Below are 15,013 nucleotides of genomic sequence, written 5' to 3' on the forward strand. Positions count from 1 at the left end.
TGCAGTGACCTCGCTGCGGCCAGTTCTCGACAGCATGTCCGGTGGAGTTGTGATCCTCGAGCGTGCATCAGCCGCTAAGTCGATCGCCGTAGGGTGTCGTTCATGAGCGCGAAGCCGGCGGCGGGTGGGGGACGATGGGTCGATGTCGCGCCCGAGCGGCTGACGCGCTGGCTGGAGAACTTCGCCACCCGGCACGGCCCGTGGACGGCCGCAGGGCTGATCGTCACCGCCGAGGACGGCGCCACCGCGGAGCTCTCACCGCCGCCGGGCGCACCGCCCGTGGAAGACCTGGCGGCGTTGCAGCGTGAAGCCGCCGTCGCGCGCCGCATCGGGCTGCTCCTGGCGCGCAAGGGAGCGGTGGCGGTCGGCGTCGCGGAGGGCACCAAGCTGATCGTGTCCAAGGTCGACACGCACTACGTGCAGGGGCGTACCGCGGCCGGCGGCTGGTCGCAGCAGCGTTTTGCCCGCCGCCGCGACAACCAGGCCAAAGCAGCCGCTGCCGACGGTGCCGGCATCGCTGCCCGCCTGCTCCTCCCTGAGGTACGCACGCTCACCGCCCTGGTCACCGGCGGCGACCGCACGGCCGTGGAGACGATCCTGGCCACACCCAATCTGCGACCGCTGGCGCCGCTGATCAGCGACCGTTTCCTCGACGTCCCCGAACCCCGCAAAACTGTGCTCGAGGACGCCACCGCCGCGGCTCGAACAATCCAGATCCTCATCCAGGACCCCACCCCAGACCAATCAGCACCGAGCCACAAATAGCCACCTCCCGGCGCCGACAGAAACCACCGTGACAACGTCCGGAAGACCCAGCAGGCCCAACTTCCGCGAAGTTGGCCCCTCCCTCGCCTGCAGGCCCAACTTCCGTGATGTCGGGCCTACCTGCCAGCGGGAGGGCCCAACTTCCGTGATGTCGGGCCTACCTGCCAGCGGGAGGGCCCAACTTCCGTGATGTCGGGCCTACCTGCCAGCGGGAGGGCCCAACTTCCATGATGTCGGGCCTACCTACCGGGCAGGAAGGCCCAACTTCAGCGAAGTCGGGCCTACCTACAGGCAGGAAGGCCCAACTTCCGTGAAGTTGGGCCTTCACTTGCCGGACCGCGTCCAGGACGGCGTCGGAAAGCCGAGCAGCCGAGGCGAGACCGAAGTCACGCGCGCACGCGTCGGCGGGGCGAGACGTCCTGTGCGGTTACCGAGCACGGACCTGGCAGGGTGCGGGGATCTGCTCATGAGCGCCAGCGAATGGATCCCCGCGCCCGGTCTCGGCGGGAGCGACGATCAGGGCCATGCAATCAGGCACGACAGCCTGGCCTTGATCTGGAAAAAAGAGCGAACCAGGTACGACGGTCAGCAGGACATCCTGATCGTCAGCTCACCGCTCCGGCGGCGAACGTGTCGCAGTCCTTCGGGGAGCCCGAGCTGTACCCCTTGCTGAACCACTGCTGGCGCTGGGCGCTCGTGCCGTGTGTGAATTCGGCGGGGTTGACCGAGCCGCCGCTGCGCTGCTGGAGAGCGTCGTCACCGATTTTGGCGGCGGTGTCGAGGCCTTCCTGGATGTCCTGTTCGGTGATGCTCTTGAAGATTTTCTGGCCGGAGCCGTCGTCCGTGCCGGTGGCGTTCTTGGCCCAGGCGCCGGCGTAGCAGTCGGCCTGGAGTTCCAGCTTCACGGACTGGGCGTTGGCGCTGTCGGGGTCACGTTCCTGGGCGCGGCGCATCTCGGCCTCGGTGCCCAGGAGGTCCTGGATGTGGTGGCCGTATTCGTGGGCGAGGACGTAGGGCTGGGCGAATTCGCCCGGCGCGCCCAGCTGGTCGGCGAGGACCTTGTAGAAGGTCAGGTCGATGTAGACGCGGTCGTCGGCGGGGCAGTAGAACGGGCCGACGCCGGAGTCGGCGTTGCCGCAGCCGGTGCGGACGGCGTTGGAGAACAGGACCGTCTTGGCGGGTTTGTACTGTTCGCCGAAGTTGGCCGGGAGGGCTTCGACCCAGTAGTCCTGGATCGAGTTGACGTAGAGCACGTTGCGACAGTCGAGCTGCCCGCGGGCGTCCGACTGGGAACACTTCTGGCTGAGCGAAGTGTTGTCGCCGGTCTGCGGCGCGCCGCCGCTGTCGCCGGTGAGGTTGTTGATGCCGAAGTAACCGCCGACCAGAGCCAGCAGCACGGTGACGATGATGCCCGTCAGGCCGCCGCCGCCGATCGGGAGGCCGCCGATGCCGCCGCCGCCTCCACCTGAACCTCGCTGGTCGTCGATCTGACTGGTGTCGACCCTGGCGTTCTCGTTGAGTTCCATCTCATCCTCGCTCGCCCCATCCGGCACGTGTGGTCCGGCGCTTACCCGATGATCTTGCTCGCTAATCGGTTGGGAGGTCGCGGGGGGAGCCCGGTACAATCGGCGGGTGCTGCTCTGCGAAGGCTGACCTGCCCCGCGCCGACCGGGACCCTCGAGTCCGACTGGACCTGAGACCGTTCGGCGCTTCCGTGTGCCCTGAGCCAGCCTTCATTCTCTGAGAGCGAGACGCTTCCTCATGATTACCGCCACCGGACTTGAACTGCGCGCCGGCTCCCGGATCCTGATCTCACCGACGACGCTGCGGGTGCAGCCGGGTGACCGGATCGGGCTCGTCGGCCGGAACGGCGCCGGCAAGACGACCACGCTGAAGGTGCTCGCCGGTGAGGGCACGCCCTACGCCGGTGAGGTGACCCGCACCAGTGAGGTTGGTTACCTTCCGCAGGACCCGCGGACCGGCGACCTCAACGTCACCGCCCGCGACCGGGTGCTCTCGGCCCGCGGCCTCGACGTGCTCCTCTCCGAGATGCAAAAGCTGGAGATCGAGCTCGAGGAGAGCGCCGACGAGAAGCTGATCCGGAAGTACGGCCAGCTGGAGGACCAGTTCGCCAGCCTCGGCGGTTACGCGGCCGAGGCCGAGGCCGCCCGGATCTGCTCCAACCTGGGCCTGCCCGACCGGGCGCTGGCCCAGACGATCGGCACGCTCTCCGGTGGTCAGCGCCGCCGGATCGAGCTGGCGCGCATCCTCTTCCAGAACTCGGGTCAGAACGGCAAGGGCATACTGCTGCTCGACGAGCCGACGAACCACCTCGACCAGGACTCCATCACCTGGCTGCGCGGGTACATCTCGCAGCACAAGGGCGGCCTGATCGTGATCAGCCACGACGTCGACCTGCTCGAGGCCACGGTCAACCGGGTCTGGTATCTCGACGCGAACCGCGCCGAGGTCGACATGTACAACGTCGGCTGGAAGACGTACCTGGCGCAGCGGGAGACCGACGAGCGCCGGCGCCGCCGCGAGCGGGCCAACGCGGAGAAGAAGGCCGGTGCGCTGCTCGCGCAGGCCGACAAGATGCGGGCGAAGGCCACCAAGACCATCGCCGCGCAGAACATGGCGAAGCGGGCCAACAAGCTGCTCGACGGCCTGGAGGACGTACGCACCTCGGACCGGGTGGCGAAGGTCCGCTTCCCGAGCCCGGCACCGTGCGGCAAGACACCGCTCACCGCGCACGGCCTGTCGAAGTCCTACGGGTCGCTGGAGATCTTCGCCGACGTCGACGTCGCGGTCGACCGCGGCTCGCGCGTCGCGATCCTCGGCCTCAACGGCGCGGGCAAGACCACGCTCCTCCGCATTCTGGGCGGTCACCTCCAGTCCGACACCGGAGAGGTACGCCCGGGGCACGGTCTGCGACTCGGCTACTACGCCCAGGAGCACGAGACGCTGGACGTGGACCGCACGATCCTGGACCACATGCGCAGTGCCGGTGGCGAGCAGACCGACACCGAGCTGCGGAAGATCCTGGGTGCGTTCCTCTTCTCGGGTGACGACGTCGACAAGCCCGCCGGAGTGCTCTCCGGCGGTGAGAAGACCCGTCTCGCCCTCGCCACCCTGGTCTGTTCGGGTGCCAACGTCCTGCTGCTGGACGAGCCGACGAACAACCTCGACCCGATCAGCCGCGAGCAGGTGCTCGACGCCATCGCGAACTACCCGGGGGCGATCGTGCTGGTCACCCACGACGCCGGTGCCGTGCAGGCGCTCAAGCCGGACCGGGCGATCCTGCTGCCCGACGGTGACGAGGACGCGTGGAGCGACGACCTGCTGGAGCTCGTCGAGCTCGCCTGATCGGCATAGCGATCCGCCGATCATCGGCATCGTCAGTTGTCAACTGGTGCCCACACAGACAGTGCGACCTTTGCCCGGCGCCGGGCAGCGTTCCCCGGCGTCCGGGCACGCTCAACCGAGCCGGCCCTGACCGTACGGGCGTTCGACCGCGTCTCTTCGTGAACTTCCGGTAGACGCTGAGTGACATCGTTGTCCGTCCACCGTGTAGTTGATGTTTGTGCAGCTCAGCGGGTGGTCTTGGACCGCCGCCACGTATACCACGACGGACCGGCAGTGGGCGCCGCAAAGGCTCTCGCGAAGCAGTTTCCGGGCCTCTCGCAAGCGCCGTGACAAGCGTCTGACATTGATGCGCATGGTGACCGTCGGGTTCCTGACAGTGGTAATTGGGCACGTTCGTCAAGCCAGGATCCCTAGCGCATGATCGTTGGAGGCGGTCTAATAGGTGGGACCGTATCGAACCGCACAGTCTGGGACGTGAGGATTCAACATGGCAGCCACCGGCACAGCCACCAGCACTGAGAAGGGTCGTCGAATCGTCGGAAGCGAGCGGCAGACGCTCGCCAAAGACCTGGTGAAGCGTTACACGTCCGGAGAGAGCATTCGGGCGCTGGCCGCTTCGACCGGCCGGTCGTACGGATTCGTGCACCGGGTGCTCACCGAGTCAGGCGTTCAGCTCCGCCAGCGCGGCGGCGCCCGCCGTCGTAAGAAGGCGTGACGACCAGCGCATCACCCGGGTCCGACGCAGGCGTTCGGTATGACCAGGACGGGCCGGTCGCGACGGTGACGTTGTGCCGGCCCGATGTGCTCAATGCACAGACTCCGGCGATGTGGTCCGAGCTCGGCAACATTTCCCGGAAATTGACGGGGGATGTGCGAGTCGTCATTGTCCGGGGTGAAGGACGCGCCTTTTCCGCGGGACTCGACTTGTCGGTTGCCCGCGGCGACGGCGATTCTTCCTTGCCGGTACTCGCCCGGTTGTCACCGGAAGAGTGCGCAGAACGCATTGCCGGCTTCCAGGAAGCGTTCACCTGGTTACGGCGTCCCTCGCTCGTCACGATCGCGGCTGTTCAGGGTCATGCGATCGGGGCCGGATTTCAGTTGGCGCTGAACTGCGACTTCCGGGTTCTCGCCGATGATGCACGCTTCTCGATGGCCGAAGTGACCCTCGGCCTCGTGCCCGACCTGGGTGGGACAAAACGCCTGACCGAGCTCGTGGGTGCGTCACGCGCCCTGGAGATCTGCGTCACCGGACGGCGGATCTCGGCGGACGAAGCCGACCGGATCGGTCTGGCCACGGCCGTCGTTCCGGGCGCCGACCTGCAAGGTGCGGTCGCCGACCTGGCCGCGGCGGTGCTCGCGGCCGACGCCGGAGCCGTCTCCGAGATCAAGGCCCTGCTGGCCGGAGCGCCCCAACGCTCGTACGCCGAGCAGGACCGTGCCGAGCGGGAAGCGCAGACACGCCGCCTGCGTGACCTGATGGGCACCGAGTAAGGACCGATCCGGAAGAAACCTGTTACCTCTCGGGTTGTCGTACCCAGCAGGCAGACTGTGCCCTGCGGTTCCAGACGCCCGGGAGGTGACACATGGGTCCGATGTCCAGCGGTTCCAGTTGGATGATGCTGCGCTCGATCCAGAATTCCGAGCGCGTCTCCAAGCATCAGCTCAGCCGGGGCACGACCAAACGCATCCTGAAGTTCGCGCGCCCCTACCGGCGCGAGATCATCGTCTTCCTCATCACCGTCGTGTTCGCCGCCGGCATCGGTGTCGCCACGCCGGTCCTCGCCGGCCACGTGGTCAACGCCATCACCGCCGGTGGCTCCGACGCGGCCGCGACCGTCATCAAGCTCGCGTTCACCATCGCCGGCCTGGCCGTGATCGACGCGTTCCTCTCGCTGGCCCAGCGGTGGTATTCCGCCCGCATCGGCGAGGGCATCATCCTCGACCTGCGCACCCGGGTCTACGACCACGTCCAGCGCATGCCACTGCAGTTCTTCACCCGGACGCAGACCGGTGCGCTGGTCAGCCGCCTCAACAACGACGTCACCGGCGCGCAGCGGGCGTTCACGTCGACACTGTCCGGTGTGGTCAGCAACGTCATCCAGCTCGTGCTGACGGCCGGCGTCATGTTCAGCCTCTCGTGGCAGATCACCGTGCTGTCGCTGGTCATGCTCCCGGTGTTCATCATCCCGGCGCGGCGGGTCGGCAAGAAGCTCGCCGAGATCACCCGTGAGTCGTACAACCTGGACGCGAAGATGAACGCGACCATGACCGAACGCTTCAACGTCTCGGGTGCGCTGCTGGTCAAGCTCTTCGGCCGGCCCGACACCGAGGCCGCCCACTTCGGTGAACGCGCCCAGCGGGTCCGCGACATCGGCGTGCAGCAGGCCATGTTCTCCCGCACCTTCTTCGTCGCCATGCTGCTGGTCGCGTCACTCGCGCAGGCTTTGACGTACGGCCTGGGTGGCTGGCTCGCGGTCACCGGCAGCGTCACCGCCGGCACCGTCGTCACCCTGGCGCTGCTCCTGACCCGCCTCTACGGCCCGCTCACCGCGCTGAGCAACGTCCGCGTCGACGTGATGAGCGCGCTGGTCTCGTTCGACCGGGTCTTCGAGGTCCTCGACCTGAAGCCGGGCATCGAGGAGAAGCCCGACGCGGTGGCCATCCCGGCCGGGTCGGGGCGGCTCGAGTTCCGCGATGTGCACTTCCGCTACCCGAGCGCCGACGAGGTCTCCCTCGCCACCCTCGAGGACGTGGTCGCGCTCGACCGCACCGAGAACGCCCCCGTGCTGCGCGGCGTCGACTTCACCGTCGAGCCCGGGCAGCTGGTGGCCCTGGTCGGCCCGTCCGGCGCCGGCAAGTCCACCACGTCGATGCTGGTCTCCCGCGTCTACGACGTCACCGAGGGCGCGGTCCGCGTCGGCGGTGTCGACGTCCGCGACGCCACGCTCGACTCCCTGCGCGACACCATCGGCGTCGTCACCCAGGATTCCCACCTCTTCCACGAGACCATCGCCGAAAACCTCCGGTACGCCCGCCCCGACGCCACCGAGGCCGACATGTGGGAGGCCCTGCACGGCGCCCAGGTCGCCGCCCTGGTCCGCGCCCTGCCCGACGGCCTCGACACGGTCGTGGGGGAGCGCGGCTACCGCTTCTCCGGCGGCGAGAAGCAGCGCATCGCCATCGCCCGTCTGCTGCTCAAACACCCATCAATCGTCATCCTCGACGAAGCGACCGCCCACCTCGACAGTGAGTCCGAGGCTGCAGTGCAGCGGGCGTTGTCGGTCGCCCTGAAGGGCCGCACCGCCCTGGTGATCGCCCACCGCCTGTCAACGGTCCGCGACGCCGACCAGATCCTCGTCCTGGACGACGGCCGCATCGTCGAGCGAGGCAAACACAACGAACTGGTGGCGGCGGGAGGCCTCTACGCGGAGCTCTACCGAACACAGTTCGCGGTGGCGGACAGCCCAGCCCAGCCGTTCGCCGACGACCCCGAGCCGGTGATCGTCACAGCGGCCCACCCGGTCGAGCCGTAGGCGATCAGCCTCAGCCCTCACTACCAGCTGGTGGATCGGAAGTCGGAGCCGTAGGCGTGGCCGGTGCGGGACTGTCAGCCCTGATTTGCGCCGGGCTCGGGCGGGCATGCAGTCGGCGTGACGACGTCCTCTACGCCCAGGGTGAGGAGGACCGTCCTGGTCGGCCCGTACTACGCCGAGGTGGTCCTCGGGTACGAGGCCGCGGCCGCTGGCTTCGGCAGCAGGCTCAGCACCAGCGCGGCGACCACCGGCAACGCGGAGAACACCACGCGGAGGTTTCCGCTCGCCGCCGCGACTTCGCCGTCTCCGGGCGTGAAGTGAGTGTCGGCAGGCCGCCACCTGGGGCGATGGGGGCTTCTATGATTCGCGCATGGCGCTGCTTTATCGCACGGAGCTGACACCGTCCAAGCTTGATCTTCTCGCTGCCTGGTTGCCGGGGCAGGCGTGGTTCGACGGGGCAGGTGCCGACGGGATGCGGCGGGTTGCGGCTTACCGCATCGACGATCCGGCGGGGGAGGTCGGCGTCGAGACGATGCTGGTCCGGGTCGGCGACGGGCCGATCCACCAGGTGCCGCTCACCTATCGCGGCGCGCCGCTCGACGGGGCGGAGGCCTGGCTGATCGGTACGGCCGAACACGGCGTTCTCGGTCGACGGTGGATCTACGACGGGCTGGGCGATCCGGTTTTTCACGCCGGACTGGCCGACGCCATCGCGGGGGCGCCCCAGGCCGAGGAATACCTGGAGGTCGACGGGCGGCGTGAGCTGCGACCCGCGACGATGACCATCACGGGCAGCGGCGTCGCACCCGGGGACCGCCCGGTGACCGTCGTCCGGCAACCCGGTGAGAGCACCCGGGCGAGCGGTGCGACCCTGACCGGGGTGGTGGCGGGGCTGCCCGCTCCGCTGCTGCTGGCGTACGCGGAATGAAGGTTTTTCTGGAGACCGAGCGGTTGATCCTGCGGGAGTTCACGGCCGGCGATCTCGACGCCGTGGTGGATCTCGACAGTGATCCCGAGGTGATGTTCTACATCAACGGTGGCCGGCCGACGCCGCTCGAGGAGGTCCGTGACGACGTCCTGCCGTTCTGGATGGCGTACTACCCGCGCGGCGAGGGCCATGGGTTCTGGGCTGCGATCGAGAAGGCGACGGGGGAGTTCCTCGGCTGGTTCCACTTCAGGCCGCAGACCCGCGGCCCGATGGCCGGCGCCGGCGTCGAGCTGGGCTATCGGCTGCGACGGTCGTCGTGGGGTCAGGGGTACGCAACCGAGGGCTCCCGCGCGCTGATCCACAAAGGCTTCACCGACCTCGGCACCGACCGCGTCTACGCCGAGACGATGGCTGTCAACGTGGCCTCACGCCGGGTCATGGAAAAGGCGGGCCTGCGCTACGTCCGCACCTTCCACCAGGACTGGCCCGACAAGATTCCCGGCGACGAACACGGCGACGTCGAATACGCCCTGACCCGCGACGAGTGGATCCTCCTGCAGCGCTGATCTCATCCGTGCAGGACGCGGGGTGGTTTGAAGCGGCGGACCTCCTGGGGCCAGCCGCAGGCCTCGGCGATCTTGCCGGCCCACATCCGGGCGGTTGCCTCGTCCGGCACGTTCACGATGGCCAGACCGCCCAGGAACTCCTTGGTCTCGACGTAGGGGCCGTCGGTGACGACGATCGTGCCGCTGGTGGGGTCCGCGGTGAAGACCGGGCCGTCCTCTTCCTCCAGGCCCCCGGCGAAGACGAAGGCCCCGGCGGCCTTGATCTCGTCGACGACCGCCTTGGCGAGGGGACCGCGCCCGCGGAACCACTCCTCGGTGTGGTCGCCCACCCACTGCTGGTTGAAGTAGATGAGGTATTCAGCCATGTCTGCTCCTTTTGATCGCCCGGACCCGACGCCGGTCTCTACTGACGCTACGAACGGCATGCGCCGGATCCGACACCTGCCGAGTTGCGGTTGGGGGAGCGGTCACGCACAGTGAAGATCATGGTTGGGGTTGTGCTGACTGAATGACCGGGGTCTATGTTGGGGATTGTTAGGTATTGCCCCTCTCCCCGGAGGATTCCCCCATGCACAAGTCAAGGCTCCTCATCGCGGCCACCGCCCTCACGGTGACCCTGGGCGCCGGCCTCGCGGTCGGCTCCCGTAGTGACACCGCCGAGGCTGCGGTCGTCTGGAACGAAGATTTCAACGGTTCGGCCGGCAGTGGCGTCGACACGTCGAAGTGGAATTTCGACACCGGCGGCAACGGCTGGGGCAACCAGGAGTTGCAGTACTACACCGACGGCACGAGCAACATCGCCATGGACGGGCAGGGCCATCTGGTCATCACCGCCCGTAAGGGCAGCGGCGGGCACAACGACTGCTGGAACGGCACCTGCCAGTTCACCTCCGGCCGCATCCAGACCGCGGGGAAGTTCACCCAGCAGTACGGACGGGTCGAGGCGCGGATCCAGGTGCCCGACGGTTCCGGCCTGTGGCCCGCCTTCTGGATGCTCGGCGGCGGCAACTGGCCGGCCGACGGCGAGATCGACATCATGGAGGTCGTCGGTCGTGAGCCCAACCAGCTGTTCGGCACACTGCACGGCCCCGGCTACTCGGGCGGTGCCTCGTACGGCGGGCAGCTCGTCTCCGGCTCGCCGTGGTACCAGGACTTCCACACGTACGCCGTGGACTGGTCGCCCAATCTGATCGTGTGGACCGTGGACGGCAACGAGTACTTCCGCGCCACCCCGGACTCGCTGCGTGCCGCGAAGGGCAACGTCGACTGGGTGTTCGAGCACTCGTTCTTCATCATTCTCAACATGGCCGTCGGCGGGAACTTCGGCCAGGGCAACCCGGCCGGCCTGCCCGACGAGAGCCGCATGCTGATCGATTACGTGCACGTCAGCTCGTAGGCAGTCGGAGAGGGAGGCGTCGTGCCTCCCTCTCCGAGGTTTTGTCAGGGTGCGAACTGGCCGAGAGCGGCAGCCTTGCCCGCGGCGATCTCGTCCGCGGAGGCCGTGCCCGAGGTTTCGACCGCGGCGACCCACGCGTCGATGGACCGGTGGGCGTGGTCACCGGTGACCGGGTCCTTCACGTCCTCACCGGACAGGTGCAGGCCGAGGCCGACGAAGATGCCGTCCCAGCCGGGGCCGACGAACAGCGCGCCCGCGCCGCTGCCGGCCATCTCGATCGGGACGGTGTGCTCGAGCTCGAGGACCGTGGACTCGTCACCGTCCGGGGCCAGGCGCAGCTCGACCAGGCTGACCGGTCCGCCGAAGGTCACCTTGAGCAGGCGCGGCGGGTCGCAGGTGAGGATGTCGCCGCCGGCGTTGCCCTCCAGCTGGAAAGTGCCGCCCTCACGGAAGTCGCCGGTCAGCGGCAGGAACCAGCGCTTGACGCGGTCCGGGTCGGTCAGGGCGTCCCAGACGTCCTCGACCTCGGCGTTGTAGGTGCGGCGCAGCAGCACATTCACGGTCTCGCCGCCTTCCGCTTTCACTGTGCTGACCGCGCGGTGGATCGCTGTGAGCTGAGCCGCGATGTCGTTCATGACTTGTCCCTCTCGGTTGTCGGCCGGCGTCGTGCGCGCTTGCCGCGGGCGAGTTCGGTGGCCAGCGCGTCGAGGCGCTGGTTCCAGAAGCGCCGGAACTGGTCGAGCCACACGTCCACCTCCCGCATCGGTTCGGCGTCGACCGCGTACAGGCGGCGGGTGCCCTCCGCTCGTACCGTGGTGAAGCCGCTCTCCCGCAGGACCCGGAGGTGCTGAGAAACGCCGGGGTGTGAGAGGCCGAACTCGGCCTGGACGACCGCGGAGATCGCGCCGGAGGTCTGCTCGCCGTCGGCGAGCAGCTCCAGGATCCGGCGGCGGACCGGATCGCCGAGGACGTCAAAAGCGTGCACCGCACGATTCTGACACTCTCGGCTTATATAAGCCAGTCCTGTCACTGAGAAAGCAGCGGAATCCAGTGCGGGCCGTAGCGTTCGTGCAGGTCAGCCCGCCGCCAGTCGTCGCCCGTGACCACACCCCGGCACAGGGCAGATCCACACCTGCAGATCATCCGGTACGCAGGGTCCGCCGTGCTCGTGCCGTAGTCGTTGGTCAGCTCGACGCCGGGGGAGAGGTCGTGGCGTGCCGTGAGCGTGTACGGCCCGGACCACCACAGGTTCGGGTCGCAGCTGTGGTTGCCGTACCCGTTCGCGCGGCGCGGCGGCAGCACCAGGTGCTGAGTCGCGCTCACCGTGATCGTGTCCACGTACGGCTGATCCGGGTCCTCGATGAGCCGTTGCAGTTCCGGCCCCGAGACCAGGCGGCCGCCGAGCCGGGACACCACCGTGCCCGCCGGGATCGGTCTCCGGGCGAAGAGCCCGCGCCCCTCGATCGGTGAATCGCGCACCTCGACACCCGAGTGCAGCCAGCAGTCCGGGTCGGGTGGCGGGATCATCGGTCTGCTGCCTCCTTGAGCTCGGCGAACGCTGCCGCCAGGGTGTCCACGGTGTAGTGGGCGTTGAGGCCGCTCGGGTTGGGCAGCACCCAGACCGGCACGCCGGCGATCTTCTCGTCCTGCGGGCCCATGCGCGCTTTCGGCCGCGCGAACGCCGTCCGGTAGGCGGTCACACCCAGCACCGCCAGGTAGCGCGGCTGCCACGTCGCCACCAGATCGGCGAGGATCCGGCCGCCCGCGACCAGCTCGGCCGGGGACAGCTCGTCGGCCCTTGCGGATGCGCGGGCGACGACGTTGGTGATGCCGAGGCCCGCGGCGGGCAGCTCCCCCTGCTCCGACGGGTGCAGCTGTCGTGCCGTGAAGCCGGAACGGTGCAGTGCGGGCCAGAACCTGTTGCCCGGCCGGGCGAAGTGATGACCGGTCGCCGCCGAGTACAGGCTCGGGTTGATGCCGGAGAAGAGGACCCGCAGGCCGGGGCCGACAAGATCCGGGATGGTCCGGTCCGCGGCTGCCGCGACCTCACCGGGAGTGGGTCTGCCAAGCATGCGTGAAGCGTATCCGCCGGGCGCCGGGCCGTCGCCACGCGCTCCCGGAATGGCAAACGCTATTCCGGTCAACCTGTTCTCAACCTTAAATTCAAACCTTCACCGTACGCGCTGAGACGGTGAGTAACCGCAGGTTGGCGCGCTGTCCGTCGGCGCCGACCGTTCCGGGACGCTATTCGGAGGGGCGTGCCGAATGACCGGTTCGGAGTCCGGGCCGACGGATTCTGAATAGGGACACATCAATTCAACGGCTAGCCGGTAAAGGCTATTGTTCCGGCCATGATCCCCCTGACGCTCGCGGACATCGCCGCGGCGGTACGAGGCACGGTCTGTGACGGCGAGCCCGGCACGATCGTGACCGCGCCCGTCCGCCACGAGTCCGCGCGCGTCGAGGCCGGCGGTCTGTTCGCCGCCTTCGCCGGGGCTCGTGTCGACGGCCACACGTTTGCCGCCGAGGTCATCGCCGCCGGAGCCGCGGCGGTCCTCGCCTCCCGTCCGGTCGGGGTGCCGGCCGTGGTCGTCGACGACGTCCGCGACGCGTACGCGCTGCTCGCCGCCGAGGTCGTCTCGCGCCTGCCCAATCTGCACCGCATCGGAGTGACCGGTTCGTCCGGCAAGACCTCGGCCAAGGACCTGCTCGGCCGGGTCCTCGGGCGGCTCGGCCCGACCGTCGCGCCGCCCGGCAACCCCTACGTGCCGGAGACCGTGCTGCTCGCCACGGAGGAGACCCGCTTCCTGATCGTCGAGCTGGGAGCGAGGCGCGTCGGTGACATCGCCGCGCTGATGCCGGTGGTGCGGCCCACGGTCGGGGTTGTCCTGGGCGTCGGCAGCGCACACCTCGGCACGTTCGGCGGGCGCGACGCGATCGTGGCGGCCAAGGGTGAGCTGGTCGAGGCGCTGCCGGAGACCGGCCTGGCGGTGCTCAACGCCGACGACGCCGCGGTGACCGCGATGGCGGCCCGCACCGGCGCCCGGGTCGTCACCTTCGGACGGCACCGCTCGGCGCGCGTCCAGGCCGAACGTGTGGTGCTCGACGGCCGGGCCCGCGCCCGGTTCCAGCTGCGGACACCGGTCGGCACCGCGGAGGTGGCCCTGCGCCTGCACGGCGAGCACTTCGTCACCGCGGCGCTGGCCGCGGCGGCCGTGGCCCTCGAATACACCCACGACGTGTGGCTGATCGCGGACGCGCTGAGCACGGCGGCGGCGGTCTCGCCGGGACGGATGCGGCTGACCGACCGCGCGGACGGTGTCACGGTGCTCGACGACTCGTACAGCGCCGACCCCGAATCGATGGCGGCCGGCCTGCGCACGCTGACCGCGCTGGCTGCTGGGCGGCGCCGCACGGTGGCGGTCCTCGGCCAGATGACCGAGCTGGGCGACGCGTCGGCTGCGGCGCACCGCGAGATCGGCCGCACGGCCGCCCGCCTCGGCGTCGACGTGGTGATCACGGTTGGCGGCAGCGACGCGCAGACGCTCGCGGCGGCCGCCGGGCCGGACGCTGTGCACGTGGCCGATGGTGAAGCAGCAGCCGAGCGGCTCGATGACGTGCTGCAGCCCGGCGACGTGCTGCTGGTCAAGGGCTCGAACGTCGCGGAACTGGCCGCCGGCTACAGCGTCCGCAGTGCCCCGCCGTCGACGGGCAGGGTCAGCCCGGTCAGATAACTCGCCGCCGGTGACAGGACAAACGCCGCCACCCGGCCGAACTCCTCCGGCTCACCGAGACGACCCAACGGTACGGACGCAGCCGCGCTGGTCGCTGCCGCCTCCGAGTCGCCGGTCGCCGCGAACAGGTCCCGGTTGCGGTCGGTCAGCACACGCCCCGGCAGCAGACTGACAACACGGATACCCCGCGGCCCGAACTCGTCGGCCATGTCCTTGGCGACACCCGCCAGCCCGGGCCGCAGCCCGTTGGACAGACCCAGCCCCGGAATCGGCGTACGGGTCGACGTGGACAGGACGACTGCGATCGCGCCGCCCTCGCCCAGTTCCGCGGCAAACGTGCGCATCGCTCGGACCGTACCGAGGAAAACGGTTTCGAACGCTTGGCGCCACTGATCGTCGGTCATCTGCGCGGCGGTGCCACTGCCCGGCCCGCCGACCGAGACGAGGGCGCCGTCGAGCCGCCCGAAACGCTCCCGCGCGGTGCTCACCAGCAGTCCAGGCGTACCGGGATCGGCCAGATCGGCGGCGACCCCGGCCGCGCCGGCACCGAGCCGGGCGACGGCGGCGTCGACGCTGTCCTGCGACCGCGACGAGATGACAACCTTGGCGCCGTCGGCCACCAGGGACTGCGCGGTGGCGAAGCCGAGGCCCTTGGAGGCGCCGGTGAGAACGTAGACACGATCAGCGAGCCCGAGATCCATGCTGCCGATAGTGCCACCCGCGGC

General features: G+C 69.1%; 17 protein-coding genes. 10 read left to right on the forward strand and 7 right to left on the reverse strand.

From position 1 onward, the window contains the following. Positions 1–102 precede the first annotated feature (102 nt). Complete coding sequence (locus AFR_RS10870; protein ID WP_023360324.1) at positions 103–765, forward strand: acVLRF1 family peptidyl-tRNA hydrolase; 663 nt, start codon at positions 103–105, stop codon at positions 763–765. A gap of 605 nt (positions 766–1,370) precedes the next feature. Here AFR_RS10870 and ypfJ read toward each other — a convergent pair. Beyond that, positions 1,371–2,291 (reverse strand): KPN_02809 family neutral zinc metallopeptidase, encoded by a 921-nt coding sequence (ypfJ, locus tag AFR_RS10875; RefSeq protein ID WP_023360326.1) that lies wholly within the window; start codon positions 2,289–2,291, stop codon positions 1,371–1,373. Positions 2,292–2,526: 235 nt separating this feature from the next. On the opposite strand from ypfJ, the gene AFR_RS10880 reads away from it, so the two are divergent. The 7 genes from AFR_RS10880 (at position 2,527) to AFR_RS10910 (ending at position 9,158) form a co-directional block, all read left to right on the forward strand. Further along, complete coding sequence (locus tag AFR_RS10880) at positions 2,527–4,131, forward strand: ABC-F family ATP-binding cassette domain-containing protein (RefSeq protein ID WP_023360328.1); 1,605 nt, start codon at positions 2,527–2,529, stop codon at positions 4,129–4,131. Positions 4,132–4,618: 487 nt separating this feature from the next. After that, positions 4,619–4,846: a helix-turn-helix domain-containing protein gene (locus AFR_RS10885; protein WP_015620263.1), complete on the forward strand. Its 228-nt coding sequence runs from the start codon at positions 4,619–4,621 to the stop codon at positions 4,844–4,846. Continuing rightward, positions 4,843–5,622: an enoyl-CoA hydratase/isomerase family protein gene (locus AFR_RS10890; protein ID WP_041840777.1), complete on the forward strand. Its 780-nt coding sequence runs from the start codon at positions 4,843–4,845 to the stop codon at positions 5,620–5,622. The genes AFR_RS10885 and AFR_RS10890 overlap by 4 nt, the downstream gene beginning before the upstream one ends. Before the next feature lie 92 nt (positions 5,623–5,714). After that, entirely contained in the window at positions 5,715–7,664 is a 1,950-nt protein-coding gene (locus AFR_RS10895; RefSeq protein WP_023360331.1) for an ABC transporter ATP-binding protein, read from the forward strand. A 117-nt stretch (positions 7,665–7,781) separates the two neighbouring features. After that, positions 7,782–7,985 (forward strand): hypothetical protein, encoded by a 204-nt coding sequence (locus AFR_RS10900; protein WP_023360332.1) that lies wholly within the window; start codon positions 7,782–7,784, stop codon positions 7,983–7,985. A gap of 49 nt (positions 7,986–8,034) precedes the next feature. Further along, entirely contained in the window at positions 8,035–8,592 is a 558-nt protein-coding gene (locus AFR_RS10905; protein ID WP_023360334.1) for a CG0192-related protein, read from the forward strand. Continuing rightward, entirely contained in the window at positions 8,589–9,158 is a 570-nt protein-coding gene (locus AFR_RS10910; protein WP_023360336.1) for a GNAT family N-acetyltransferase, read from the forward strand. The genes AFR_RS10905 and AFR_RS10910 overlap by 4 nt, the downstream gene beginning before the upstream one ends. A gap of 2 nt (positions 9,159–9,160) precedes the next feature. Here AFR_RS10910 and AFR_RS10915 read toward each other — a convergent pair whose 3' ends face one another. Next, the gene (locus tag AFR_RS10915; protein ID WP_023360338.1) at positions 9,161–9,523 is read right to left on the reverse strand and encodes a YciI family protein; all 363 of its coding nucleotides are present in this window, start codon (positions 9,521–9,523) and stop codon (positions 9,161–9,163) included. Between the two features lie 203 nt (positions 9,524–9,726). Here AFR_RS10915 and AFR_RS10920 point away from each other — a divergent pair, with 203 nt between their 5' ends. Beyond that, positions 9,727–10,554 carry a glycoside hydrolase family 16 protein gene (locus tag AFR_RS10920; protein ID WP_023360340.1) on the forward strand — a complete coding sequence of 276 codons (828 nt, stop codon included), beginning with the start codon at positions 9,727–9,729 and terminating at the stop codon, positions 10,552–10,554. 44 nt (positions 10,555–10,598) lie between these two features. Here AFR_RS10920 and AFR_RS10925 read toward each other — a convergent pair whose 3' ends face one another. Genes AFR_RS10925 through mug form a run of 4 tightly spaced genes read right to left on the reverse strand, consistent with a single transcriptional unit; the run spans position 10,599 to position 12,626 of the window. Beyond that, positions 10,599–11,189 (reverse strand): SRPBCC family protein, encoded by a 591-nt coding sequence (locus AFR_RS10925; protein WP_023360342.1) that lies wholly within the window; start codon positions 11,187–11,189, stop codon positions 10,599–10,601. After that, positions 11,186–11,539, reverse strand: a complete 354-nt coding sequence (locus AFR_RS10930) for an ArsR/SmtB family transcription factor (protein WP_023360344.1) — start codon at positions 11,537–11,539, stop codon at positions 11,186–11,188. The genes AFR_RS10925 and AFR_RS10930 overlap by 4 nt, the downstream gene beginning before the upstream one ends. A 41-nt stretch (positions 11,540–11,580) precedes the next feature. Further along, positions 11,581–12,081, reverse strand: coding sequence for an SET domain-containing protein (locus AFR_RS10935; RefSeq protein ID WP_023360346.1), 501 nt, complete (start codon positions 12,079–12,081; stop codon positions 11,581–11,583). Beyond that, positions 12,078–12,626, reverse strand: coding sequence for a G/U mismatch-specific DNA glycosylase (gene mug / locus AFR_RS10940; protein ID WP_023360348.1), 549 nt, complete (start codon positions 12,624–12,626; stop codon positions 12,078–12,080). The genes AFR_RS10935 and mug overlap by 4 nt, the downstream gene beginning before the upstream one ends. A gap of 279 nt (positions 12,627–12,905) precedes the next feature. Here mug and AFR_RS10945 point away from each other — a divergent pair, with 279 nt between their 5' ends. Then, positions 12,906–14,288: a UDP-N-acetylmuramoyl-tripeptide--D-alanyl-D-alanine ligase gene (locus AFR_RS10945; protein ID WP_023360349.1), complete on the forward strand. Its 1,383-nt coding sequence runs from the start codon at positions 12,906–12,908 to the stop codon at positions 14,286–14,288. Here the strand turns inward: AFR_RS10945 and AFR_RS10950 are convergent. Continuing rightward, positions 14,234–14,989: an SDR family oxidoreductase gene (locus tag AFR_RS10950; protein ID WP_023360351.1), complete on the reverse strand. Its 756-nt coding sequence runs from the start codon at positions 14,987–14,989 to the stop codon at positions 14,234–14,236. The two genes, AFR_RS10945 and AFR_RS10950, sit on opposite strands and share 55 nt — an antisense overlap. Positions 14,990–15,013 lie beyond the last annotated feature (24 nt).

The sequence above is a fragment of the Amorphoplanes friuliensis DSM 7358 genome, assembly GCF_000494755.1.
Taxonomy (GTDB): Bacteria; Actinomycetota; Actinomycetes; order Mycobacteriales; family Micromonosporaceae; genus Actinoplanes; species Actinoplanes friuliensis.

Excerpts from the sequence above, each read along its gene's own strand:
- AFR_RS10870 (WP_023360324.1), top strand. The coding sequence starts at position 103 with ATGAGCGCGAAGCCGGCGGCGGGTGGGGGACGATGGGTCGATGTCGCG.
- ypfJ (WP_023360326.1), bottom strand. The coding sequence starts at position 2,291 with ATGGAACTCAACGAGAACGCCAGGGTCGACACCAGTCAGATCGACGAC.
- AFR_RS10880 (WP_023360328.1), top strand. The coding sequence starts at position 2,527 with ATGATTACCGCCACCGGACTTGAACTGCGCGCCGGCTCCCGGATCCTG.
- AFR_RS10885 (WP_015620263.1), top strand. The coding sequence starts at position 4,619 with ATGGCAGCCACCGGCACAGCCACCAGCACTGAGAAGGGTCGTCGAATC.
- AFR_RS10895 (WP_023360331.1), top strand. The coding sequence starts at position 5,715 with ATGGGTCCGATGTCCAGCGGTTCCAGTTGGATGATGCTGCGCTCGATC.
- AFR_RS10905 (WP_023360334.1), top strand. The coding sequence starts at position 8,035 with ATGGCGCTGCTTTATCGCACGGAGCTGACACCGTCCAAGCTTGATCTT.
- AFR_RS10910 (WP_023360336.1), top strand. The coding sequence starts at position 8,589 with ATGAAGGTTTTTCTGGAGACCGAGCGGTTGATCCTGCGGGAGTTCACG.
- AFR_RS10915 (WP_023360338.1), bottom strand. The coding sequence starts at position 9,523 with ATGGCTGAATACCTCATCTACTTCAACCAGCAGTGGGTGGGCGACCAC.
- AFR_RS10920 (WP_023360340.1), top strand. The coding sequence starts at position 9,727 with ATGCACAAGTCAAGGCTCCTCATCGCGGCCACCGCCCTCACGGTGACC.
- AFR_RS10925 (WP_023360342.1), bottom strand. The coding sequence starts at position 11,189 with ATGAACGACATCGCGGCTCAGCTCACAGCGATCCACCGCGCGGTCAGC.
- AFR_RS10935 (WP_023360346.1), bottom strand. The coding sequence starts at position 12,081 with ATGATCCCGCCACCCGACCCGGACTGCTGGCTGCACTCGGGTGTCGAG.
- mug (WP_023360348.1), bottom strand. The coding sequence starts at position 12,626 with ATGCTTGGCAGACCCACTCCCGGTGAGGTCGCGGCAGCCGCGGACCGG.
- AFR_RS10945 (WP_023360349.1), top strand. The coding sequence starts at position 12,906 with ATGATCCCCCTGACGCTCGCGGACATCGCCGCGGCGGTACGAGGCACG.
- AFR_RS10950 (WP_023360351.1), bottom strand. The coding sequence starts at position 14,989 with ATGGATCTCGGGCTCGCTGATCGTGTCTACGTTCTCACCGGCGCCTCC.